General features: G+C 58.2%; 17 protein-coding genes and 2 pseudogenes. 16 read left to right on the top strand and 3 right to left on the bottom strand.

All coding sequences use genetic code 11. The features are described 5' to 3' along the window. The first annotated feature begins 65 nt into the window (after window positions 1-65). From A0257_18345 to A0257_18335, 3 genes and pseudogenes are all read left to right on the top strand, one after another. Window positions 66-539, top strand: a complete 474-nt coding sequence (locus tag A0257_18345) for a ribosome maturation factor (protein ID AMR28863.1) — start codon at window positions 66-68, stop codon at window positions 537-539. Between the two features lie 140 nt (window positions 540-679). Continuing rightward, window positions 680-1912: pseudogene (locus A0257_18340) on the top strand (transcription termination/antitermination protein NusA). A gap of 286 nt (window positions 1913-2198) precedes the next feature. After that, the gene (locus tag A0257_18335; GenBank protein ID AMR28862.1) at window positions 2199-5327 is read left to right on the top strand and encodes a translation initiation factor IF-2; all 3129 of its coding nucleotides are present in this window, start codon (window positions 2199-2201) and stop codon (window positions 5325-5327) included. A 204-nt stretch (window positions 5328-5531) separates the two neighbouring features. On the opposite strand, the gene A0257_18330 is transcribed toward A0257_18335, so the two are convergent. Next, window positions 5532-5963 (bottom strand): hypothetical protein, encoded by a 432-nt coding sequence (locus tag A0257_18330; GenBank protein ID AMR28861.1) that lies wholly within the window; start codon window positions 5961-5963, stop codon window positions 5532-5534. A gap of 140 nt (window positions 5964-6103) precedes the next feature. Continuing rightward, on the bottom strand, window positions 6104-6481 hold the full coding sequence (locus A0257_18325) for a mechanosensitive ion channel protein MscL (GenBank protein ID AMR28860.1): 378 nt from the start codon (window positions 6479-6481) through the stop codon (window positions 6104-6106). 273 nt (window positions 6482-6754) lie between these two features. Here A0257_18325 and A0257_18320 point away from each other — a divergent pair, with 273 nt between their 5' ends. From A0257_18320 to A0257_18290, 7 genes and pseudogenes are all read left to right on the top strand, one after another. Beyond that, complete coding sequence (locus A0257_18320; protein ID AMR28859.1) at window positions 6755-7549, top strand: enoyl-CoA hydratase; 795 nt, start codon at window positions 6755-6757, stop codon at window positions 7547-7549. Window positions 7550-7649: 100 nt separating this feature from the next. Beyond that, a complete protein-coding gene (locus A0257_18315) occupies window positions 7650-9173 on the top strand; it encodes a polysaccharide biosynthesis protein (protein ID AMR28858.1) in 1524 nt (507 codons plus the stop codon). Between the two features lie 391 nt (window positions 9174-9564). Next, on the top strand, window positions 9565-9942 hold the full coding sequence (locus A0257_18310; protein AMR28857.1) for a hypothetical protein: 378 nt from the start codon (window positions 9565-9567) through the stop codon (window positions 9940-9942). A 41-nt stretch (window positions 9943-9983) separates the two neighbouring features. Continuing rightward, window positions 9984-10163, top strand: a pseudogene (locus tag A0257_18305) (preprotein translocase subunit TatA). A gap of 333 nt (window positions 10164-10496) precedes the next feature. Then, entirely contained in the window at window positions 10497-11933 is a 1437-nt protein-coding gene (gene gatA / locus A0257_18300; protein ID AMR28856.1) for an aspartyl/glutamyl-tRNA amidotransferase subunit A, read from the top strand. Between the two features lie 184 nt (window positions 11934-12117). Then, on the top strand, window positions 12118-14295 hold the full coding sequence (locus A0257_18295; protein ID AMR28855.1) for a hypothetical protein: 2178 nt from the start codon (window positions 12118-12120) through the stop codon (window positions 14293-14295). Between the two features lie 236 nt (window positions 14296-14531). Next, window positions 14532-16805, top strand: a complete 2274-nt coding sequence (locus A0257_18290; GenBank protein AMR28854.1) for a malic enzyme — start codon at window positions 14532-14534, stop codon at window positions 16803-16805. A gap of 317 nt (window positions 16806-17122) precedes the next feature. On the opposite strand, the gene A0257_18285 is transcribed toward A0257_18290, so the two are convergent. Then, complete coding sequence (locus A0257_18285; GenBank protein ID AMR28853.1) at window positions 17123-17383, bottom strand: hypothetical protein; 261 nt, start codon at window positions 17381-17383, stop codon at window positions 17123-17125. A gap of 479 nt (window positions 17384-17862) precedes the next feature. Here A0257_18285 and A0257_18280 point away from each other — a divergent pair, with 479 nt between their 5' ends. From A0257_18280 to A0257_18255, 6 genes are all read left to right on the top strand, one after another. Continuing rightward, window positions 17863-18093, top strand: coding sequence for a hypothetical protein (locus tag A0257_18280; protein AMR28852.1), 231 nt, complete (start codon window positions 17863-17865; stop codon window positions 18091-18093). Between the two features lie 892 nt (window positions 18094-18985). Then, window positions 18986-19339, top strand: a complete 354-nt coding sequence (locus tag A0257_18275; protein AMR28851.1) for a hypothetical protein — start codon at window positions 18986-18988, stop codon at window positions 19337-19339. A gap of 153 nt (window positions 19340-19492) precedes the next feature. After that, entirely contained in the window at window positions 19493-20041 is a 549-nt protein-coding gene (locus A0257_18270) for a hypothetical protein (GenBank protein AMR28850.1), read from the top strand. An 18-nt stretch (window positions 20042-20059) separates the two neighbouring features. Then, window positions 20060-20650: a hypothetical protein gene (locus A0257_18265; GenBank protein ID AMR28849.1), complete on the top strand. Its 591-nt coding sequence runs from the start codon at window positions 20060-20062 to the stop codon at window positions 20648-20650. Window positions 20651-21313: 663 nt separating this feature from the next. After that, the gene (locus A0257_18260; GenBank protein AMR28848.1) at window positions 21314-23287 is read left to right on the top strand and encodes a hypothetical protein; all 1974 of its coding nucleotides are present in this window, start codon (window positions 21314-21316) and stop codon (window positions 23285-23287) included. A 401-nt stretch (window positions 23288-23688) separates the two neighbouring features. Next, on the top strand, window positions 23689-24294 hold the full coding sequence (locus tag A0257_18255) for a Holliday junction ATP-dependent DNA helicase RuvA (GenBank protein AMR28847.1): 606 nt from the start codon (window positions 23689-23691) through the stop codon (window positions 24292-24294). Window positions 24295-24306: the final 12 nt, after the last annotated feature.

Raw genomic sequence — 24306 nt, 5'->3', positions numbered from 1 at the left:
TGGTATTCAATCTGAAAAGAGGGGACGCGCAGTCCCCTCTTTTTTTGCCCCCTACCCCGCCCGTCATGGCTCAATTTGACCAAACCCGCATTCAGCAATTGCTCGCCGACTCTTTGGGCGACAGCGGCTTATACGTGGTCGGCCTCACCGTGTCGGACTCGGTGATGCCCAAGATTACGGTTACCCTCGACGGGCCTAACGGCCTCGGCATTCAGGAGTGCGCCCAGGTGACGCGCCGCCTCAACCGCGGCCTCGAAGAGGCCTACGGCGAAGAGGCGGCCTACTCGCTCGAAGTGACTTCGCCGGGGGCCGACCAGCCCCTCACCGACCCGCGCCAGTACAACCGCCACATCGGCCGCAGCCTCGCGCTGAAGCTGCAGGACGGCACCGAGAAAACCGGCCCGCTCACCGCCGTCACGTCCGAAGGCATTGAGCTGGAAGAAGTTGTGAAAGTCAGAACCAAAAAAACCACGCTCCCGGCCGTCTTTATTCCTTTCGGGGACATTCAGCAGGCCACCGTTGTTATCTCTTTTAAGTAAGTTTTAATTAGAAATCATTTGTCATTGCGAGCGCTGCGCTCACAATGACAAACGATTTTTGAAGAGGAACTAAGAACCTAAAAATCATGGCTAAAAAAGTAACCCCCAGCCCCCAGGAAGTCGCGGCCGCCGCGGCCGATATGAACGCGCGGCTGCTCATCGAGAACTTCCAGGAGTTTGCCAAGAGCCGCAACATCGACCGGCCCACGATGATGTCCATTCTGGATGACGTGTTTCGGACGATGATTCGCAAGAAGTTTGAGGACGACTCCAACTTCGACGTGATTATCAACCCCGACAACGGCGACCTCGAAATATGGCGTAACCGCGAAATCGTGGACGATGACTCGGAGGATATCTGGGATTTTGACAAGATTCCGCTGGCCGAGGCCCAAGGGATTGAGCCCGACTTCGAAATTGGCGAATCGGTGGCCGAACCGATTAAGATTGAGGATTTTGGCCGCCGCGCCGTGCTGCTGGCCCGCCAGACGCTGATTCAGCGGGTGAAGGACATGGAGCGCGACAACCTGTACCAGAAATACAAGGACCTGGTGGGCGAGATTATCACCGGCGAAGTGTACCAGGTGTGGAGCCGCGAGGCGCTCATTCTGGATAAGGACGAGAACGAGCTGGTGCTGCCCAAGAGCGAGCAAATCCCGAAGGACCGCTACCGCAAGGGCGACACCGTGCGCGCCGTGGTGCACCGCGTGGACGTGGTAAACGGCTCACCTAAAGTGATTCTGAGCCGCGCCGCGCCGGCTTTTCTGGAGCGCTTGTTTGAGCAGGAAGTGCCCGAGATTTTCGACGGCCTCATCAGCATCAAAAACGTGGTGCGTGAGCCCGGCGAGCGCGCCAAAGTGGCCGTGGAAAGCTACGACGAGCGCATTGACCCGGTAGGTGCCTGCGTGGGCATGAAGGGCAGCCGCATTCACCCCGTGGTGCGCGAACTGATGAACGAGAACATCGACATCATCAACTACACCGATAACCTGGAGTTGTTCATTTCGCGGGCCTTGTCGCCGGCTAAGGTTGGCTCGATGAAAATCAGTGAACAAACGGGCCGGGTTTCCGTGTTCATGAAACCTGACCAAGTTAGCCTGGCCATTGGCCGGGGCGGTGCCAACATCAAGCTGGCCTCGCGGCTGGTGGGAATGGAAATCGACGTGTTTCGCGAAGCTACTGACTACGAAGAAGATATCGCGCTCGACGAGTTTACCGATGAAATCGAAGGCTGGGTAATTGCCGAGCTGAAGAAAATCGGCCTCGACACCGGCCGCGCCGTATTAGCCGTGAAAAAGGACGACATCGTGCGCCGCACCGAGTTGGAGGAAGAAACGGTAGATGATGTGTACCGCGTTATCCGCCAGGAATTTGCCGACGACGACAACTTGCCCGAAGACGCCGGCAGTGCCCCCGTAGCCGCGGCCAGCCTCCCGGCCGACGATACGGAACCTACCCCCGCTGCCGACGCCGACGCTAAGGCGGCCACCCCAGCCACCGACGCCAACACCGACAGCGCCCCGGCCGCCCAATGAGGGCCGGGGGCAATCGCCAGCAGGTAAGTTATTAAATCAGGCCAGTAGGCTTGACTTATAGCCTGCTGGCCAGAATTAATCTTTACCTTTGCACCCTGAACGTATTCGTTCGCGACTTATTAGAATGGCGGAAGCAACCCCGAAACGGCTCTTACAGGCAGCCAAAGACCTGAACATTGGCATCGACCGGGCTGTCGAGGCCCTTTCCCGCAAAGGGATTGCGATAGAAAACAAGCCCACAACCAAGCTCACTGGTGAGCAGGTGAGCCTGTTGGAGAAAGAATTCGCGGCTTCGGCTCAGGATAAGCAGGATGCCGAGCGCCACACCCAGGCCCGTCGTCAAAGTGAGCTAAACGCTCAGTCCCAGGCCGCTGCGGCCAAGCCTGCTCTCGTAGCGGCTCCCGCGCCGGTGGCTAAGCCTGCTCCTGCTCCAGTGGCTGCTCCCGTAGTAGTAGCGCCCGCGCCGGCTCCGGTGGCAACGCCTGCGCCGGTGGTGGCGGTAGCGCCTGCCCCGGTAGTAGCGGCTCCGGCTGCTGCCCCTGTGGCCCCTACCCCCCCAGTCGCCGCCCAACCCGCTATTTCTTCCGAAGCGCCCAAGGCTCCCGGCCTTAAGGTGCTGGGCAAAATCGAGTTAGATAGCAAGGGCCGCGTTATTCCGGCCCGCCCGGCTGCTCCGGCTCCGGCAGCAGCGGCACCCGCGCCTACCCCAGCTCCCCGACCGATACCAGCGCCAGTAGCAGCGGCTCCGGTAGCACCCAATCCGGTGGCCGAAGCCAAGCTGGTACCAGCTCCTAGCACGCCAGCACCTGTTGCGAGTGCTCCGGCGGCCGCACCGGCTCCCAGCGCGCCAGCACCCGTTGCGGCAGCGGCTCCGGCGGTCGTAGCAACGCCAGTAGCACCAGCTACTCCAGAAGCTCCGGCGGCCCCAGAAGCTCCGGCAACAGAGGAAGGCACTATCACGGCCAAGGCTGACCAGCTGAAAGGCCTGACGGTTTTGGGCAAGATTCAGCTGCCGGTTGACTCCAGCCGTCGTGGGCCCGGTGGCCGTGGGCCGCGCCCCGTGGCATCGTCCGACGTGCGCAAGAGCGGCGTGGGCACCAACAACCAGAAGAAACGCCAGCGCTTGCCTGCCCCTGGGCAACCCGGCGGTGGCAACACTACGGGCACCAGTACTAGCACCGGCCAAGGTGGTGGCTACCAGGGCAATCGCCCGAGTGGTGGCCCCGGTGGCAACCGCCCCGGTGGTCCCGGCCAAGGTGGCAATCGTCCGGGCCCCGGCGGCAACCGCCCCGGCCAGAGCAACAACCGCCCCGTTACCCCTCAGGTACCGCTGACAGCCGAGCAGAACGATAAGCAGATTCAGGAGCAAATCAAGGCGACGCTGGCCAAGCTGAGCGGTGGCAAAACCAATGCCGCCGCCAACCGCGCCAAGTATCGCCGCGACAAGCGGGGCATGGCGGCCGAAGAGCGCGAAGCCCTGCGTGCTCAGAACGAGCTAGATGCCAAAACCCTCAAGCTCACCGAGTTCATTTCGGCCAACGACCTTGCGTCGCTGATGGATGTGAACGTGAACGAGGTTATCAAGGTGTGCCTGGGTATGGGGATGTTCGTTTCCATCAACCAGCGCCTCGATGCCGAAGCCATTACGGTGATTGCCGACGAGTTTGGCTATGACGTAGAATTTCTGTCGGCAGAGGAAGACGAGGAGCCCATCGACATGAGTGATGCGCCCGAAGACTTGCTACCCCGCGCGCCCATCGTGACCATCATGGGCCACGTGGACCACGGCAAAACGTCGCTGCTGGACTACATCCGCGAAGCGAGCGTAGCTAAAGGCGAAGCTGGCGGTATTACGCAGCACATTGGTGCCTACGAAGTAAAAACCAAGTCGGGCAACCCCATTACGTTCCTGGATACGCCTGGTCACGAAGCCTTTACGGCCATGCGGGCCCGTGGTGCCAAGGTGACGGACATCGCCATTATCGTGATTGCGGCCGACGACTCGGTGATGCCCCAGACTCGGGAAGCCATCAACCACGCCCAGGCGGCGGGGGTACCGATTATCATCGCTCTTAATAAAGTAGATAAGCCCACGGCCAACCCTGAGAAAATCCGCGAAGAGCTTTCGCAGATGAATATCCTGGTGGAAGAGTGGGGTGGCAAGTACCAGAGCCAGGAAGTATCGGCCAAGTCGGGCATCGGCGTGGATGAGCTGCTTGAGAAGGTACTACTTGAAGCTGAACTACTTGATTTGCAAGCCAATCCTAACCGCAACGCGGTGGGCACGGTAATCGAAGCCGAGTTGGACAAAGGCCGTGGCTACGTGACTACCGTGCTGGTGCAGACTGGTACGCTGAACGTGGGTGACATTGTGCTGGCTGGCCCGCACTACGGCCGCGTGAAAGCCATGACCGACTACCGCGGCAAAAAGAAGAAGCTGGCGGGCCCCGCTACCCCCGTGCAGGTGCTGGGCCTCACTGGCGCTCCGCAGGCCGGTGACCGCATTCAGGTGATGGAAACGGAGCGTGAAGCCCGCGAACTGGCCACTCAGCGCCAGCAGTTGGCACGTGAGCAAACCATTCGCACCAAGAAGCACATCACCCTTGATGAGATTGGTCGCCGCCTGGCTATCGGTTCGTTTAAGGAGCTGAACATTCTGGTAAAAGGTGACGTGGACGGCTCGGTGGAAGCACTTTCCGACTCGCTGCTGAAGCTTTCTACTCCTGAAGTGAAGGTGAATATCCTGAGCAAGGGCGTGGGTGCCATCTCGGAAAGCGATGTGCTGCTGGCTTCGGCTTCCGATGCCATTATCGTCGGCTTCCAGGTTCGGCCCTCGCAGAGTGCCCGCCGCCTAGCCGAGCAGGAACAGATTGACGTGCGCCTGTACTCGATTATCTACAACGCCATCAATGAAGTGAAAGACGCTATGGAGGGCATGCTCGCCCCCACGGTGCACGAAATTGTGGTGGCCAACGCCGAAGTTCGCCAGGTATTCAACATCACCAAGGTTGGTACTATCGGCGGCTGTATGGTAACGGATGGCTCGTTTAACCGCAAAACCCGCGTGCGGGTAGTGCGCAACGGTATCGTGCAGTACACGGGCGAGATACAGGACCTCAAGCGCTTCAAAGACGACGTCTCGGAAGTGCGCCAAGGCTACGAATGCGGTATCTCAGTCAAAAACTTCAACGACCTGCAAGAAGGTGACAACATTGAGGGCTTCGAGGAGCAGGAAATCAAGCGCAAACTTTAATCACGGATTACGCAGATTTTAGCGGATTTCACGGATTTTGTGGACGTAAAAAAGGCTGCCCTTTTGGGCAGCCTTTTTAGTTGGGCTGAATTCAGCCAACTCCTATTCTATGCGTAGTATGCTGACATAAAGACGGCTCCCAGTCACCGTCAGAAATCGTCCACAAAATCCGTGAAATCCGCTAAAATCTGCGTAATCCGTGATTTAGAAGAAGAGGAATTTTTTCTTTCGGCCGTGGTCATGCACCAGAGGCTTGCCCGTGGTGCGCGCGCCCATTGGCACCCGGCGCGATACGCCCCGCTCCTGCTCCTGCCCCCGCAACGCCCGAAACTTGCGCACCGTGAAGGAGCCGCCGTTTTTATCGAGTTGCCGGTAAGGGCCGCCGCGCTCAGCGCCCAGGCTGGTGTTGCCAGTGCGCGCCTCCAGCACTTGTAATTGCTGGTCGCGGGCGGCATCTTCAGGGCTCATCTGCTGCTGGCGGCGGGCACGGTCGGCGTTGATGGGGGGGGTAGGCGCGGGCCGGGCCGGGCTGCCGGGAGTCGGAAAGTTGGGCGCAGTGGTTTGGGCCAGCGCGGCTGGCAGAGTCAGCAGCCAGGCGGACCCGGTTAACAGCGCGGCGATAACAAGTTTTTTCACGCGGGAATGGCAAATAGAGGCGAGAGAAATGAGCGGGCAGCAAGCCACATAGCAGCCAAAATACACTGCCCGGCCCGAAATAATTTCCGGGCCGGGCAGTGCGCACCGAACGTAGCGACAACGGCCGCTCGCGGCGCGGCTTAGACGCGGCTACGCAGCGCGTCGCGGATTTGCGTTAGCAGCACTTCTTCTTTTGAAGGCGCGGGAGGGTCGTTAACCACCACCACCGGCTCGGGTTTTTTATTTATGCTGTTGGCCCCCTTCACGATGAAGAAGATAATCAAGGCAATAATCAAGAAGTTGATGATAGCGTTGATAAACAAACCGATTTTCAGGGGGCCGGCTACGATATTGGAAAAATCAACGTGCCCCAGGCCCATACCCACGATGGGCATAATGATGTCGTCGGTCAGCGACGACACGATTTTGCCAAAGGCCGCGCCAATGATAACACCAACGGCCAGGTCGAGCACATTGCCCTTGGAAATGAACTCTTTGAATTCAGAAACAAAACCCATACAAGTAAGAAGGGGAAAAGGGTGAGGGAAAATTTCTAGACAACCAACGCTTACTAGCTATAAACCACTGTTTGCCAATGGCAACGCAAGTAAGCCGATGTAATTGGTAATCACAAAGTTTTGCACGATACCCGGTTAATTTTGCAAAAATTAGCCCAATACCCGCTTTTTAGCCCTCAACTCACTCATTGAGCAGCTGAATCTATCGCCTGATGCCGGCACGTACCTTTGGGCTCTGTTTTCCCTACCCCCGCTTCTTTCGTTGTTTCGCAGATGACTGCTTCTTTCGATAACCTGCTGTATGACCTGGATGCCGCCACTGGCATTCTGACCATCACCGTGAACCGCCCAACCAAACTCAACGCCCTCAACGCGGCCACGATTGGCGAGCTTGGCGAGGCCATCGAGCACGCGCGGGCCGACGAGGCCGTGCGCGGCATTTTGCTCACTGGCAGCGGCGAAAAAGCATTCGTAGCTGGGGCCGACATCGCCGAGCTGGCAGCGCTGAGCGGGCCAGGCGCGCAAGACGCCTCCGCGCGGGGCCAGGCCGTGTTTCGGCGCTACGAAACGAGCCCCAAGCCCGTCGTGGCGGCCGTCAACGGCTTTGCGCTGGGAGGAGGCTGCGAGCTGGCAATGGCCTGCCACCTGCGGGTAGCTTCGGAAAACGCCCGCTTTGGGCAGCCCGAAGTGAACCTGGGCCTGCTGCCCGGCTATGGCGGCACGCAGCGCCTGGTGCAGCTCGTGGGCAAGGGCAAAGCGCTGGAACTGCTGCTCACGGCCGACCAGGTGAAAGCCGACGAAGCCCTGCGCCTGGGCCTGGCCAACCACGTAGTGCCGCAAACCGAGTTGCTAGATTTTTGTAAAAGTTTGCTACTCAAAATTTTGAGCAAAGCTCCCGTTGCTGTGGGGCTCACAATTGCCTGCGTAAATACCTATTTTGACGAGGGCGGCGAGGCGGGCTACACAGCCGAGGCGGAGGCCTTTGGCCAGGCCTTCGGCACGGCCGACTTTAAGGAGGGCACGGCCGCGTTTCTGGAAAAGCGCCCGGCTAGCTTCAGGGGTAATTAAAAATTATGGATTGAAAATTAAAAATTAATGCCAAGTATTTCGGAGTAAGTACTTGAGCATCAATTTTTAATTCATAATTCTAAATTTGTAATTCAACCAGATGAGTATTGCGAAAAAGCTGGCCTCGCAAACGGCTATCTACGGGGTCAGCAGTATTGTGGGGCGGGTGCTCAGCTACTTGCTGGTGCCTATCTACACAGGCCATTTCGCGGCGGCTGAGTACGGAATTGTGACTGGGCTGTATGCCTATGTTTCGTTCCTGAACGTGGTATTTACCTACGGCCTCGAAACTACGTTTTTCCGCTTTGCCAACCGGCCCGGTGAGGACCGCCGCGAGCTATACAACCGCACGCTGAGCCTGCTGCTGCTGACCAGCGTGGTCCTTACGGTGCTGATGGCGCTGCTGGCTCAGCCGCTGCTGGCGCTGCTGCGGCTGCCGCCGGGCCACTACGAATACGCCATTTGGATAGCGTTGATACTGGGACTCGATGCGGTGGCGGCGCTGCCATTTGCCCGGCTGCGCCTGGAAAACAAGGCGCGCAGATTTGCCGCTATCCGCCTCACTAACATTCTGTTATACGTAGGGTTGAACCTGTTTTTCGTAGTGTTGTGCCCAGCCGTATCGCGGAGTGAGCCCGGCAGCGTGCTGGCGGGTCTGCGGCCGCTGGTGCAGGCCGTTTACGACCCTAGCCTGGGGGTAGGGTACGTGTTTTTGAGCAACCTGGCGGCTTCGGCGCTGACGCTGCTGCTGCTGGCCCACGAGCTGCTCGACTTTCGCTTTCGCTGGCCGCAACTGGGCTTTCTGCGCCCGCTGCTGGCCTATGCCCTACCCCTCATGTTGATGGGCCTGGCCGGCATGGTCAACGAAACACTCGACCGCATCTTGCTGCCCACTTACCTGCCCGAGGGCTTCTACCCCAGCGTAAGCCGGCTGGGCGCGGTGGGCGTGTATGGGGCTTGCTACAAGCTCAGCATCTTCATGTCGCTGATAATTCAAGCGTTTCGCTACGCCGCCGAGCCTTTTTTCTTCGCCCAAAGCACCGAGAAGAACTCGCCGGCCACCTTCGCGCTGGTGCTCAAGTGGTTTACGCTGTGCTGCACGTTCATTTTTGTTGGCATCAGTCTGAATCTGAGTTGGATAGGTCCGCTTTTTTTGCGGCGTCCCGAATACCTGCAGGGCCTGGGGGTAGTACCCATCCTGCTACTGGCCAACCTGTTTCTGGGCGTGTACTACAACCTGTCGGTGTGGTTCAAGCTGACCGACAAGACGTATTTTGGCACGTATATCGGGGCGGCGGGCGCGGTTCTCACCGTTGCCCTGAACATTGCTCTTATTCCAATTATGGGCTATCTGGGTAGTGCCTGGGCCACGCTGGCGTGCTACTTTATGATGGCGGCGCTGTGCTGGTGGCTGGGCGAGCGGCATTTCCCGGTGCCCTACCCCGTGGGGCGGCTGCTGGGGTGGCTGCTGGCGGCGGTGGCCTTGGTGGTGCTGGGCCAGGCTGCGGGGCACAGGTTGCCGGCCGGCAGTGTCGCTGGCTACGCCCTGGGGCTGGCCCTACCCCTGCTCTTCGTGGCGGCGGTCTATGGCGTAGAGGTGCGGCGCGGAATGCGGCGCGCGTAGCCAAAAAAAAGCATCGAACAATGTTCGATGCCTTTCTGAGCTATGAAAACAAACTTAGCCAACTTCCTCTGCCTTGGCAGGCTGCAAATGCAACACTACCTCGGTTAAGGCTGCTAACCACTACAAAGGTGCATCATCTATCGGTTATCTCCTACTTGTTTTCGGCGAATTGGTCATTCTGCTCTCTTAATTTTCGCATAAACTAGCTGACGCTCAGGGTTAACACTCAGCGAACGAGAGCAAATTTTGATTTTCAGGATTCATAGCCTACCTAATCCGCTAGACTGGCTCGGGCTGCCTTCTGCGTTATCCGGTACCTTTACCGTCCAAAGCCCCGGCTTTTACGTATCTTCGTTTTCACACCCTACACGGCTTCGCGGCCGGCCCACTCATGCTACTAACCACGCTTTTTCTGTTTTTGGGCAACCCCCGAACAATCATATTCATCATCTTTATTCTGGTATTATTCTTCGGAGCCAAGCGGATTCCTGAGCTTTTCAAGGGGGTAGGCCAGGGGGTGCGCGAATTCAAAGATGCCAGCAACCCCGAGCAGCCGGCCAACCCGAACTACAACCAGCAGCCCGGCTATAACCCTAACGGCTACCCGCAACAGACCAACGGCTATGCCCAGCAGCAGCCGCCCTATAACAACCAGGGTAGCTATCCCCAGCAGCCGCAGCAATACGGGCCGCCAGCCCAGGGCCAGATGCCCCAGGCTCCTTACAACCCCAACCAGCCTTACAACCCGAATAACACGCCCGCTAGCTAAGCGACTAATACCTTCTATTCATCGTTTTTATTTTTTCAATTATGAATTCTTCCTTGCTTTTTCTAGGCGACATCGGCGGCTCCGAGCTGATTCTGATTATGGTCGTCATCCTGATTTTCTTTGGTGCCAATAAGATTCCGGAGCTGGCCCGTGGCCTGGGCAAGGGCATTCGGGAGTTTAAGGATGCCAGCAGTGAAATTCGCAATGAGTTTGAGCGCGCCGGCCAGCCCAATCAGAATCCTAATCAGCAGTACAACCCGAATACGGGCTACAACCCAAATCCGGGTTATAACCCCAACCAAGGCTACAATCCTAACCAGCCCAACCAGGGCTACGACCAGCAGCAGGCTTCTTACCAGCCGTCGCATATGCCCCCCGCCCCTATGTCGGGCGACTACGTGGCCCCGATAGCTGACTATACTGCACCCGGTGCCGTAGATTTGCCGATGGCGAGCCAGCCTACTCATCACCAGAGCACTCCCATTCCGCCCACCACGGAGGGCGTGCCGGGTACGCGGCCCCGCATCGACCAGCCATCAACCGACGTTTAAGATTTGAAACCTCTGTTTGCTTCCCTTTCGGAAATTCAGCGCGAGCTGGCGGCGGGCACTACGTCCTGCCGCCAGCTCGTTGAGTATTACCTCGATAACATTGCGCAGCGCAACGCTGAGTTGAATGTTTTTTTAGAAGTGTGGGCCGACGAAGCCCGTCAGCAGGCCCTTGCCGTTGACGAAAAGCTGGCCCAGGGCACGGCCGGGAAGCTGGCCGGCATGGTCATCGGCCTCAAGGACGTGCTGGCCTACCAGGGCCACTCGCTGCAAAGCAGCAGCCGCATCCTGGATGGCTTCAAGTCGCTGTTTACCGGCACGGCCGTGCAGCGGCTGCTGGCGGAGGACGCCATTTTTATCGGCCGGCAGAACTGCGACGAGTTTGCGATGGGCGGCTCGAACGAGAACTCCGCTTTTGGCCCGGTGCGCAATGCCCAGGACCCCAGCCGGGTGCCGGGCGGCAGTAGCGGCGGGTCGGCGGTGGCGGTGCAGGCCGATATGTGCCTGGCTTCCATTGGCTCCGACACGGGTGGCTCGGTGCGGCAGCCGGCCGCTTTTTGCGGCGTTATCGGGCTGAAACCTACCTATTCGCGCATTTCGCGCTATGGGTTGGTGGCCTTTGCCTCGTCGTTTGACCAGATTGGGCCGGTAACGCACTCGGTTGAGGATGCCGCGCGGCTGCTCGAAGTGATGGCCGGCGCAGATGGCTATGATAGCACGGCCAGCCAGGAACCCGTGCCGTTATACACGGCGCTGCTAGCGCCGGCGGCGCAGTATCGCATAGGCTACGTGGCAAATGCGATTAACCGGCCGGGCTTGCAGCCCGAAGTGCATGAGGCTTTGGAACAAACTCTCACTACCCTGCGCGGCCACGGCCACGTGGTGGAGGCGGTAGATTTTCCACTGCTGGAGGAGATGATTCCGACCTATTATATCCTCACCACGGCCGAAGCCAGTTCCAATTTGTCGCGCTTTGATGGGGTGAAGTACGGCTTCCGCGCGCCCGACGTGACGGACCTGGAATCGCTTTACAAGAAGACACGGGCGCAGGGCTTTGGGCCCGAAGTGAAGCGGCGTATCATGCTGGGCACCTTTGTGTTGAGTGCCAGCTACTACGACGCGTACTACACCAAGGCGCAGCGCGTGCGCCGGCTCATCAAGGAAAAGACCGATGAACTGTTGCGGCAGTACGATTTCCTGGTGCTGCCCACTACCCCCACCACCGCGTTTAAGATTGGCGAGAAGCAAGACCCGGTGTCGATGTACCTGGCTGATATTTTTACGGTGCAGGCTTCGCTGGCCGGAGTGCCCGCCATTTCGATACCGGCGGGGGTCGATAATGACGGCATGCCCATCGGCGTGCAGATACTAAGCGGCGCATTCCGGGAGGCTGATTTACTGGCTTTTGCCAACACGCTGATGGTAGCGGAGGCAGACAACTAGATTAGCCAGGCTCTTTAGCAAAGCGCGGGGCGCGAACGAGCGAGGCCGTGGGGCCGGGTTCGTTCGCGCCCCGCTTTGGTTAGGTAGTTCAGTAATTGTCATTTACCTTAGCCCAATGAAAGCTTTGCACCAACTGCCCGCGTCTCCTGCTGGTTCGCGTAAGCCGCGTTTGGCGCGGCGGCTGTTGCTGCTGGCTCTGGTGCTGGGCGCGGCCCCGGCAATGGCGCAGCGGGCACGGCATAAGCACGAAGAGCAAGCCCCTACCCCCCCCGCGCCGGCCGTAGCCGACACGGTGCGCCAGGTGGTGGAGTTGCCGGCCACCACCATCGACTCGCTGGCCGTGGTGCCGCTGACGGAGCCCGCCGTGGATTCGGCTCGCCTGGTGTGGCTGCAAACGCCCGCCACGCTTTATGAGCTGGTGGGCGACCGCATGGGCTGCATCGAAACTGCCGCGCCGCATCAGTTCAACGCGGCGGTGCTGGCCTACGTGCGGCTGTTTACGGAGCGGCAGCGCGGCTACACGCAGCGGGTGCTGGAGCGCGAGCAGTTTTACTTTCCGATTTTTGAGAAATACCTGACCCAGTACAACTTGCCGGTTGAGCTGAAGTATTTGTCGGTGGTAGAGTCGGCGCTGATACCCACGGCCAAGTCGCCGGTGGGCGCGGTGGGCCTGTGGCAGTTTATGCCGCCCACGGCCAGCGACCTGCGCCTGAAACGCGACGAATGGGTGGACGAGCGCATGCACCCCGACAAGGCAACCGAGGCCGCCTGCAAGCACTTGCGCTACCTCTACGGCGAGTTTCACGACTGGGAATTAGTGCTGGCGGCCTACAACTGGGGCGCGGGCAATATGCGCCGCGTGATGCGCAAAACGGGCAAAAAGAGCTTCTGGGACCTCTACCCCTACCTGCCCGCTGAAACACGCAACTACGTGCCCACCTTCACGGCCATCATGTACGCCATGAAGTATGCGCCCGAGCATGGCCTCAACGACCCCAACCTGCGCTACCAGGCCTACGAGCCGCTCGACACGCTGGGGGTGCGCGGCCAGGCCCTGGACCTGCGCCGCCTGAGCCGCGCCCTGGGCTACGACGACTCGCTGGCCATGAACCACTACAACCCCGAGGTGCGCCACGGTAGCCTGCCCGCCGGCTACCGGCCCTATGTGTTGCGCTACCCCACCGCCGCCCGCGAACACCTGGGCGACGTGGACCGCGCCACACTGCTGGCCTACTGCCAGCCGCTGGCCGACCTGCCGCAGCCCTTGCCGCCCCGCCTGGCCCAGCTGGGAGGGGTAGCGCCGTGGCCCACGAGCGAATCGGTGGCCGCTAATGACTCGCAATCAGCTACTAAGGGGAATAAACCGCGCTATCGCCGGGTATATTACACCGTGCGCCGGGGCCAGACGGTGGCCAGCGTGGCCGAAAAATTTGACGTTAGCCCGGCCCAGATGCGCCGCTGGAACGAGCTGCCCAAGCACACGACGGCCCTCAAAGCCGGCCGCGAACTGGTGGTGTTGGTGCCCCTACCCCCCCCCGCCGCGCCCAAGGCACTGGTAGTGGCCGCCGCTACGCCGCCCCTGCTGACCCCGCGCCACGCGGCGGCAGCGGCGGATAGCGCCACCCAGGCCCTGGCAGCGTCCAACCAACGCTACGCCCGCGAGGCTCAGGCCGCCGCCCAGCGCGAAACCGCGCAAGGACAGGAGCTGCTGCGCGTGCAGAGACAGCAGGCCGCCCGCGTGGTGGCGCAGCAGCGGCAGGCCATTTTCCGGGCAGCGGCGCTGGTGAAGGCCGCCGCTACGGAGAAGGCTCAGCAGCAAGCGGCCGCTCTGGCAGCCCGCACCGCAACCGCGGCTGCTGCTGCTGAGCAAGTGGCCGACACCGACAGCGTGGCCCCTACCCCCGTTCGCCATCGGCATAGCAAAGCGTTGGCTACCAATACTTCCCGCGAAGTGACGGACGAAGTAGCTGCTACCAAGACGGCCGGCCTACCCCCTACCCCAGCGGCGGAGCTGTACACGGTGCGCGCCGGCGACAACCTGACCCGGCTGGCCCGCACCCGCGGCGTAACGGTGGTGCAGGTGCAGGCCTGGAACCAGCTCCCGACCGAAACGGTGGCGGCGGGCCAAAAGCTGCGCTTTGGCGGGCCGGTGCCCGATGCGGTGGCCACCCGCCCTACCCCCCACCTGGCGCGCGAGGCGCGGCCTGAGCCCAATTTCAGCACGCACACCGTGCAGCCGGGCGACACGCTCTACAATATTTCGCGGCGCTTCAAGGTGAGCGTGCAGGAGCTGCGCCGGCTCAACCACCTGAAATCGGATGATGTGAAGCTGGGCCAGAAGCTGGTGGTGCAGGTGGGGTAGTTTTTGGCTTGGCATATGGGGCGGGCTGCCGGCTTTTCGCCGGCTGTCCGCTCATCGTGCGCGCCGCTCTTTACCAAAACGAGCGGCGCGCACGATGAGCGGACAGCCGGCGAAAAGCCGGCAGCCCGCCCCGTCAGTTTCAGGTGCATCTCTCTGGAAACCGTTCAGACGGCACCAATCCGGCATTTTAGCCGGAACTTGCAGACTCACAGCTGCCCTACCCTTCTTAAATTCCCATGCTCAAAATCAACCGCCAAGACGCGCTCAACTACCATTCGCAGGCCCCCGCCGGCAAGATTGAAGTGGTGCCCACCAAGCCCGTGAGCACCCAGCTCGACCTGGCGCTGGCCTACTCGCCGGGCGTGGCCGAGCCGTGCCTGGCCATCGCGGCCAACCCCGACGACGTGTACCGCTACACCGCCAAGGGCAACCTGGTGGCCGTGATTAGCAACGGCACGGCGGTGCTGGGGCTGGGCAACATCGGGCCGGCCGCCAGCAAGCCGGTGATGGAAGGTAAGGGCGTGTTGTTCAAGAAGTTCGCGGGCATTGATTGCTTCGATATTGAGATTGACGCCACCGACCCCGACGAGTTTATCCGCATCGTGAAGGCGCTGGAACCCACGTTTGGCGGCATCAACCTGGAGGATATCAAGGCCCCGGAGTGCTTCCGCATCGAGACGGAGCTGCGGGAGAAGATGAATATTCCGCTGATGCACGACGACCAGCACGGCACGGCCATCATCACGGCGGCGGCGCTGCTCAATGCGCTGGAAATCGTGGGCAAGCGCATCGAGGATATTCAGCTGGTGGTGAGCGGCGCGGGCGCGGCGGCCGTGTCGTGCATCCGGCTGTATCTGGCGCTGGGCCTGAACAAGGAAAACCTGGTAGTCTTTGATAAAGACGGCGTTATCAACCCGGCCCGCACGGACCTGGCCGATATGCAGATGCAGTTTGCCACCGAGCGGCCGGTCACTACCCTGGCCGAAGCGCTGCAAGGTGCCGACGTGTTCCTGGGCCTGTCGGCGGCCAACGTGCTGCCCGCCGGGCTGCTGGTGAGCATGGCCGATGACCCAATTGTGTTTGCGCTGGCCAATCCTAACCCCGAGATTGAGTACGAGCTGGCCATGAGTACCCGGCCCGACCTCATTATGGCGACGGGCCGCTCAGACCATCCCAACCAAGTGAACAACGTGCTGGGCTTTCCCTATATTTTTCGGGGCGCGCTGGACGTGCGGGCCACCGAAATCAACGAGGCGATGAAGCTGGCTGCCGTGCGCGCCCTGGCCGAACTGAGCAAGGAGCCCGTGCCCGATATGGTGAACAATGCCTACGGCGACAACACGCTGGCGTTTGGGCGCACCTACCTCATTCCCAAGCCGCTGGACCCGCGCTTGATAACGGCCATCAGTCCGGCCGTGGCGCGGGCGGCGATGGAGAGCGGGGTAGCGCGCCTGCCCATCACCGACTGGGTCGCCTACGACGACCAGCTGCGCCAGCGCCTGGGCCTCGACCAGAAGCTCATGAACCGCATTACCTCGGCGGCCCGCGCCAACCCACGCCGGGTGGTGTTTGCCGAGGCCGACAACTACAAAGTGCTGAAGGCCGCGCAGCTGGTGCGCGAGGAGGGCATCGCGCTCCCCATCCTGCTGGGCGCGCCCGACCGCATTCACGCCATCGCCCAGGCCAATAACCTCGACCTGGATGGTTGCGAGATTATTGATATTCTGAAAGCTGACGAGCAGCGCAACGCCTACGCCGAGCTGCTGTACCAGAAGCGTCAGCGCCGGGGCATCACGCTCTACGAGGGCCGGCGCCTGCTGCGCGAGCGCAACTACTTCGCGGCCATGATGGTCGAAACCGGCGCGGCCGATGCCTGCATCACGGGCCTCACCAAGGACTACGGCAAGAGCCTGATGCCGTCGCTGCAGGTAATCGGGCCAGCCGAGGGCGTGCGCCGGGTGTCGTCGATGTACATTATTCAGCACAAGCGCGGGCCGTTTTTCTTCGCCGATACCACCGTGAACATCGACCCCACGGCCGAGGAGATGGTCGAGATTATCGGCCTCACGGCCAAGGCCGTGCGCTTTTTCGACACCGAGCCGCGGGTGGCCGTTATCAGCTACTCCAACTTTGGCTCGCCGGGCGGCGGCACGCTGCCCGACAAAACCCGCCGCGCCACCGAGCTGGCCAAAGCCCGCTACCCCGACCTGCTCCTCGACGGCGAAATGCAGGCCAACGTGGCCCTGAGCCCCCAGCTGCTGCAAGAAAACTACGGCTTCTCGCCCCTGGCCGAGCAAGGCGCCAACACCCTGATTTTTCCCAACGTAGAGTCGGGCAACATTGCCTACAAGGTGATGCAGGAAATCGGCGGGGCTGAGGTTATCGGCCCGGTGCTGATGGGGATGCGCAAGCCGGTGCACATCCTGCAGCTCGGGGCCAGCGTGCGCGACATCGTGAACATGACCGCCATCGCGGTGGTCGATGCGCAGCGCGACGGCAAGGCGCTGTGAGACGGTAGCGCGGACGCTGCGAGTCTGCGCTGAAACTCGGTTCCCTACCCCCCCAACTACTTGAAAGCCTGGTCTGCCGACCAGGCTTTTTTGTTGGCCGAGCGGCAGCGGAGCGGGCCGGGTCGCTGGCCGGCGCGGACCCAATGGGATTTAGCAGTTCAGAATTCCAAACAATCACTAAAAATTTAAGCTCCTAAAATTAGCAGTAATCAAGTACAAAAAATATATTACCCAAGCTGCTTGACTTTCTCATTGTATTTCTGTACATTTCGTGAACCTTTAATCCCCTCTCTCCTATGCGCCTACCCCCTACCCCCCTACTGCTGGCCGCCCTGCTGGGCCTGAGCCAGTGCAAGCATAAGAACCCTACCCCCGCCAAGCCCGAGGACCAGCTCCCCCCCGCTACCCAGACCGGGGCCGGCACGTTTGGCTGCCTGCTCAATGGCCAGCCTTGGACCCCGAGTGGTGGTGGCCTGTTTGCTATGCCCAACTTCCTGGTTACTTACGACCCAAACTATCATGGCGGGAATCTTGCCGTTACTGCCTATCGAAATACTAACGGTACTACTATCAAACAATCCGTTGGTTTTGGAGGCGACCAAATTAATCAGACAGGTAATTACTTACTGACAACTTATAGTTCATCTGCTTCATCTCGTACGCCTTACTTCTCTGATGGAAACAAGGTCAGTCCATGTGATGAATACTTAAGTAGTCCAGGTACTAAAGCAACGGGTCAGTTTACAATTACGCGCTTAGATAAAGTCCAAGGCATCATTTCGGGTACGTTCAATTTCACCTTGTCTCAACCGGGCTGTGATACTATTAAAGTGACACAAGGCCGATTTGACAGCAAACTCTAATTTTCCCCTTTTCCTTTTCCTTTTCCTTTCTAATATGAAAAAACTGTACTTCTGCTTGTGGCTAATTTTGTGGGTTTCGACCCAACTAATGGCGCAGGTGAGCGACCCCACTCGCGCTACGCTCGATAACATCTTTGCCCCGCTCGACAAAAGTCAGGTCCCAACCGGCTTTCTCGCTGAAGACGCCTTGCCCCTTGGTGCCGCTTGACATATTCAACGATACCCTCACCGATAGTAGCCGCACCTCGCCCGACGGCTTTCGCTACCTCTACGCCACGCTCTATTCGGCTCGCGTATATGGGACGCAGCCCTTGCTTAGCCTGCAAGACTATAACACCCGCACGGCCAATGCCACAGCCGGCGCCAGCCTAAACACCATCCAATGGTTTAGAAAGGGAATCGAAACGACGCGCTCTGGCAACTGACCGCCCGTTTCCCTAAGCAAATTCACATGGTCACTGCCACTAACTGAATCTTAAAAAATTATTTATTTTTATTTTTAACCGGAATGGGTGCCAGCTATTCCGCAACTTATACTAGCTAATCACAAGAAGATTAATGCTTTCCTCCATCGGAATAGCGCCAGCACTAACCCGCCGAAGTAATCGCATACTTTAGACATAAAAACTTAATTCTTCAACTTGCTTGATTTTCCATTTTAGGTCTGTACATTTCCAGACCCTTTAACCTCTTTTCTGCTATGCGTTCATCTCCTGCCTGTTTTACCCGCCTACCCCTTTACCTGGCCTTAACCTTGCTCACCCAGTGCAGCAAGTGCAAAAACGACCCTACCCCCTCCAAGCCCGAGGACCAGCTACCCCCAGCTACCCAAACCGGCGCGGGCACCTTCGGCTGCCTCCTCAATGGCCAGCCCTGGACGCCTAGTGGGTTCAATGGGCATCCTAATTTTTTGGTCAGTTATGACCCCACCTATCACGGAGGCAATCTAGATGTCACAATGTATCGTTACTCCACCGGCGCGAAGCAGGCTCAATACATCGGGTTTGGGGGTGACCAACTAAATAAACCGGGTACTTATTCTTTCACTGCCCTTGGTAGTCCGGCTCTTCCTAGCCCTTATACTGCTCTCTATGCTGATGGTAATCTATCTAGTCCATGCAACTACTACACGGTCAATCAAGGAGCCACCGTTAAGGGACAACTCACTATAACTCGCTTGGACCTAAGCAGTGGCATTGTCTCGGGGACAGTAGAATATACCTTTTCTCAACCTAGCTGTGATACCATCAAGATTACGAAGGGTCGTTTTGATGGCAAGTTTTAATTTTTCACCTTTTTTCCTTTTCCCTCTTCACTATGAAAAAACTGTACCTCTTTCTATGGCTTGGTTTATGGATTCCTACCCAACTGCTGGCGCAGGTCAGCGACCCGACCCGCGCTACACTCGACAACCTCTTTGCCCCTCTCGACAAAAGTCAGGTACCCACCGGCTTTCTCGCCGAAGATGCCTTGCCCCTGGTGCCGCTCGATGTGTTCAACGGCACCCTCACCGATAGCAGCCGCACCTCGCCCGACGGCTTTCGCTACCTCTACGCTACGCTCTATTCGGCTCATGTGTACGGCACCCATCCCTTGCTAAGTATGCAGGATTACAATGCCCGCACGGCGGCGGCTGTAGCGGCGGGTCCAACTGTTATCCCCGGCTACTAGGGCAGCGTGGTGCCTACCTCCTAGTTATCAACCCCCAATAGCTTAGCTTATAAAGTCAGAAGTAATTAAGGACATAAAAAAATAATTCCTAAGTTTAGCAGGAAGTTGATTTATCTTTCTGCACATTTCCTGAACCTTAACCCCCTCTCCCCCATGCGCCTACCCCCTACCCCCCTGCTGCTGGCCGCCCTGCTGGGCCTGAGCCAGTGCAAAAAAAGCAATCCCGACCCGGTGAGCCAGCTCCCCCCCGCTACCCAGACCGGGGCCAATACCTTCGGCTGCCTCGTCAATGGCCAGCCCTGGACGCCCAGCGGCAACGACGGTTTGCCTAATTCTGTCGCTCTTTACGACCCCGGTATCAATTCTCCTGGTGGGGCTCAGGTAAACATCGCGGCCTATCGTATTGGCTCGCCAGATACCTATATGAATTTGTATTGTGGCCCAATTACTCCCCTGAAGAACACCTTCACAATGGCAATACCCCTGAACAAACCACCCTTAACTGAAGCTGATGGTTGTTATGAGGGTGGCTCTGCCAGCTTTTGCGGCTCTAATCTTACTTACTTAGCTGGCCAAATAGTACTGACGCGGGTAGACGAAAAGGCAGGCATCATCGCCGGCACGTTCTGGTTTAGTGCCGTGCAACGAGGAAGAAATGACACGCTTAAGGTCACGCAGGGTCGCTTCGACTATAAAATTTAACCCCTTTCTTTCTTTTCCATGAAACATTTCTACTTTCTCCTGACACTACTCTGGCTGGCCAGCACCACGCACGGCGTGGCCCAAACGCAGCCCACCGACTCGGCTCGCCAATACCTATCCAACCTCTTTGCCCCGCTCGACAAAAGCCAATTGCCTACGCCTTATCTGGAAGACTATGGCTATCGGTTTATGCCTCTACGCTTGTTCAATGGCACGCTGTCTGACTCCGCACGCACTTCCCTGCCCGTTTGGCGCCAGTTGTTCGCTACGGTAGTCAGCGGTACACTGAAGGGAAGCGACGATTTGCCTGCCCTCTCGGACATCAATACCCGGTTAACGCAGCAAAAGAATGCTTCCGGTGCGATTCCCCTACTGATAGAGCGGCTTGATTATGCTACGCTTCGGCCCAATGCCATTCAAGCTGGGCTACTACGAGCGCAAAACGGTCAATTATTTGACGTAGCAGGCCGTAGCCAAAACCCTTATGTAGTGCATACGATGTTTGCGGCCGCACCCGCCTACAGTTCCTCGCCTACCGCCAGCGTATCATTCATCTTCACGCAGCAGTTGCATATTCAGAGCGGCGGCGGTAGCGTACAGGGACTCTAACTCGATTTCGGTGATGGGCAGGGCTACCGGGCAGCGACGTGGAACTCAGCGCTTGCTATTCAGTATGGTTCAGCTGGCACATACCGCGTGAAAATTAAGATTAGCTACGCCGGCACGGCTACCGTAGGCCCTGGCACCTACGAAAGCCAGTTTGATTTGCAGGTGCTGGCAGTTGACCCAGCAAACCAAAGCTTGGCACAAAAGGGTCCTACGCCGCAGGGAGCCTATGGTACCAATGGCTGGGTATATCCTGCAGGTGCATTAGATGTTACCTTTAATCCAACCTCAGCGCACTCTGGCGGTAAGGTGACAATTGTGTATGGCGGGTTATCAAGGCGGCAAATTACTAAACCCCTAATTGTAGTGGAGGGATACGACCCTTCAACCATTGCCCCGGATGTTCAAGATAATTATAGTGTAAAAACTTTCTTAAGAAGTATCAATACGATTAATAATAACATTAGCGTTCGAGATGAATTCGGTGCTGATAATTATAGCTCTTCAAGTTCTGCCGCATACGACCTAATATTCATTGACTACAACAACGGCACGGATGACATTCGTCGTAATGCAGCCTTGTTTGAGGATGTCGTGAGGTATGTTAATCAACAAAAACTAGGCGGCACAGCCAGCGGCCAGCAAAATGTAGTTTTGGGTATTTCGATGGGCGGTCTGGTAGCCCGCTATGGCTTGGCTGAGATGGAGAAAGCACAGCCGGGCAGCACGAACACTCGCTTGCTCGTGACCCACGACAGCCCGCACCGGGGTGCTAATACCCCGCTGGGCATTCAGGCCTTGACGCGCGAGGGCGCCTCTACGTGGCTGGGGCAAACTATTAATTTAATTAATTCCAGCGGCATTCCTCATTTATTAAGTGGCAGCGATATTTTTCCTGAACTGATGGAGGGCAACCGCTTGCTAGATGAGCCCGCCACGAAGCAGTTGCTGCTGGTTCGGGCCACCGTACAGCGCGGCTCAAATGCCTCCAATTCGACGTATGGCTATGAGTATAATTCATTTTTGGCTAATGAATACCGCTCCATGATAACGCCCGCTAGCGGGCAGTCTTTCCCTTACCGCTTCGTAGCTACTAGCCTGGGCTCACAATGCGGTAAAACCACGCTTTCTCCTTATGCCGAATTGACGCGCATCGAGGGCGAGGGTTACGCCACTACAGGATTAACTAGTATAGGGGTGCATACCGAGATTATTACTAATGCCCTACCCCCTGCCGGACAGGTACAACGCATTAGTAGCCTGCGTATCTGGTTTCAGATACGGGTATTGATTTTTACAAAGAAATTTTATTTCTCTAATCTGGCTTTTCAATCTCCCAGCAATATTCCCGTTGCCTGGGATGGATTACCAGGCGGAGTACAGTATATTAAAGGTCAGATTCCTTTAAAGACGGGCAGTTCATATGGAGGCTTGCTGATATTCGTTCCAATAGCTTCTCTACCTATTCCAGTAGTAGTGGGCTACGCTAAAAATGTCCAGTTAGCGAATACTTTTTGTTTTGTACCGTCGGCCAGCGCCCTTGATGTTCCGCTGACTAGCGCCAATGCTCAAGCTAGCTACGTAAATGGACTTGCCACCAGCAATCCTGCTCCACAGCCTGTGACGTTTATTGCGGAAGGCAGCGACTATGATTCTTTCATTGGCGCTAATACTAACAATTACCCGCACCCCTTCTTTACTGGTCGCTTCGCGCAGTGGATATACAATGAGATGGAACGGCCCTTCAATGGCAACACTAACTCAGTTTGCGACGCCAACGCCGAGTGTAGCGCGGTCACTTCCACCATCAGCGGCCCCACGCAGCTCTGCCCCGGTGCCCCGGCTACGTACACCGTCAGCAACTTACCGGCCAATGCACAAGTGCGGTGGAGCGTGTCGCCGAGCGGCATCGTAACACCGAATAGTGGCACGGGTAACTCCTTCTCCGTACAGGCACTGAGCGGGGCGGGTGGCCAGGCTACCATCCAGGCTACCTTGATTACTGGTGGGAGCTGCGAGCTACCCCTACCCAGCCTTGCCCTCACGGTAGGGGCGAGCCAAGTGTACATTGGCATCTACGGCGGCTGCGGTGGCCTGCCCGCCACCTTCACCGCCTCGGGCCTGAACCTGGGTACCAACTACCGCTGGACCATCAACCGGCAGGCCCAGCTGCAATTCAACGACCAGGCCCAAATCACCTACACCCTGCCCAGTGACCCTTCCGTTACGCAGATTCCGGTGACGGTGACGGTAGCGGGCACTTGTGCGGGCGCGGGCACGCTGTCTTCTACCCTCAACGTAGTTATCGAGCACGGGGCCGGCTGCGAGAACCAGCGGATTGCTGCCCCCCAGCCTACGATTACAGCGGCACTCCAGCCTACTGCATCAGCTTCGGTTACAGCGTCCATCTATCCTAACCCAGTCCACGAAAGTTTGTATGTGGATTTAGATAATGCCGATACCTCTCGGCCAACAACAATGCGTCTCTTCGACAGCAAAGGCCAATTGTGCCTGGAGCAAAATAGTACGAACGCAGCAACTATTAACCTGAAAGTTAACAAGCTACTACCTGGAATTTACTTTGTTTACATATTGCGCGGCAGCGACGTGATAACCCGCCAGCAACTCAGCATCGAGTAGCAGAAGAAAACAATAGCGCGGCCTGAAAACACGGGCAGCTTGTTCTCCTGAATAAGCTGCCCGTGTTTTTTATGGCCCGGCACCTAAACGAAGCCGGTAACTGCACCCGGCCGGTATCATCAGCCGGCGGGACGACGATTTCTTAGGGCGGCACGTGGGCCAAAATCCGGGGTTCGGCGGATTATGAGTTGCCTGCCGGGGGTAGGGCGCGGGCGGCGGCGAGCACAAATGGCTTCCTGATGAAAAAAGTTAGGCGGGAGGTTTACGCAAATGCGGGGTGCTGAGGCCCAAAAAGGCCGTGCGGTAAAGTAAAAGGACTTTTCAGTTGGGCAGAAGCGGAGTAGATTTGAAGTAGCAAGCAAACCCGCCCAGCGGAAATTTTTAGTGCTTGCGCCGCGCTTATGATTGCTTACCTCGACGGTAAACTCGCTTATAAAGACCCTACTCAGGCCATTATCGACACGAATGGCGTGGGCTACGAAGTAAAGATTTCGCTGGCGACCTACTCCAAGCTGCCGGGCGAAAACGACAAGGTGAAGGTGTATACCTACCAGCACATCAAGGAAGATGGACAAACACTCTACGGATTTCTGGACCCCAGCGAGAAGGCGCTGTTTCTGCACCTGATATCGGTGTCGGGCATTGGGCCAGGCACGGGCATCAACATGGTGAGCAGCATGGGGGTAGGCGAAATCCGGCAGGCCATCGTGAACGAGGACGTGCGGGCTATCCAGAGCATTAAGGGGGTAGGGCCGAAGACGGCCGCGCGCGTCATTCTGGACCTGCGCGACAAGCTGCGCAAAGACGAGCTGCTGGCCAAAGCTGGGGTAGATACCGTGCCGCTGGCGCGCCAGCACAATACCCAGCGCCAGGAGGCGTTGCAGGCGCTGGTAATGCTAGGCTTTGCCCGAGCCGCCGCAGAAAAGAATCTGGACCAGATTCAGCAGAAGCACGGCCACGAGCTAAGCGTGGAGGAATTGATTAAATACGCCTTGAAGTCGCATTAAACTAGCCTTTCA

It is taken from the genome of Hymenobacter psoromatis (assembly GCA_001596155.1).
Lineage (GTDB): Bacteria > Bacteroidota > Bacteroidia > Cytophagales > Hymenobacteraceae > Hymenobacter.
Note: the sequence above shows the minus strand (reverse complement) of the source record. Positions and strands in the feature narration are given on the sequence as shown.

Coding starts and splice junctions, on each gene's coding strand:
- A0257_18345 (AMR28863.1), top strand. CDS start 66: ATGGCTCAATTTGACCAAACCCGCATTCAGCAATTGCTCGCCGACTCT.
- A0257_18335 (AMR28862.1), top strand. CDS start 2,199: ATGGCGGAAGCAACCCCGAAACGGCTCTTACAGGCAGCCAAAGACCTG.
- A0257_18325 (AMR28860.1), bottom strand. CDS start 6,481: ATGGGTTTTGTTTCTGAATTCAAAGAGTTCATTTCCAAGGGCAATGTG.
- A0257_18320 (AMR28859.1), top strand. CDS start 6,755: ATGACTGCTTCTTTCGATAACCTGCTGTATGACCTGGATGCCGCCACT.
- A0257_18315 (AMR28858.1), top strand. CDS start 7,650: ATGAGTATTGCGAAAAAGCTGGCCTCGCAAACGGCTATCTACGGGGTC.
- A0257_18310 (AMR28857.1), top strand. CDS start 9,565: ATGCTACTAACCACGCTTTTTCTGTTTTTGGGCAACCCCCGAACAATC.
- A0257_18290 (AMR28854.1), top strand. CDS start 14,532: ATGCTCAAAATCAACCGCCAAGACGCGCTCAACTACCATTCGCAGGCC.
- A0257_18275 (AMR28851.1), top strand. CDS start 18,986: ATGAAAAAACTGTACCTCTTTCTATGGCTTGGTTTATGGATTCCTACC.
- A0257_18270 (AMR28850.1), top strand. CDS start 19,493: ATGCGCCTACCCCCTACCCCCCTGCTGCTGGCCGCCCTGCTGGGCCTG.
- A0257_18265 (AMR28849.1), top strand. CDS start 20,060: ATGAAACATTTCTACTTTCTCCTGACACTACTCTGGCTGGCCAGCACC.
- A0257_18260 (AMR28848.1), top strand. CDS start 21,314: ATGGGCGGTCTGGTAGCCCGCTATGGCTTGGCTGAGATGGAGAAAGCA.
- A0257_18255 (AMR28847.1), top strand. CDS start 23,689: ATGATTGCTTACCTCGACGGTAAACTCGCTTATAAAGACCCTACTCAG.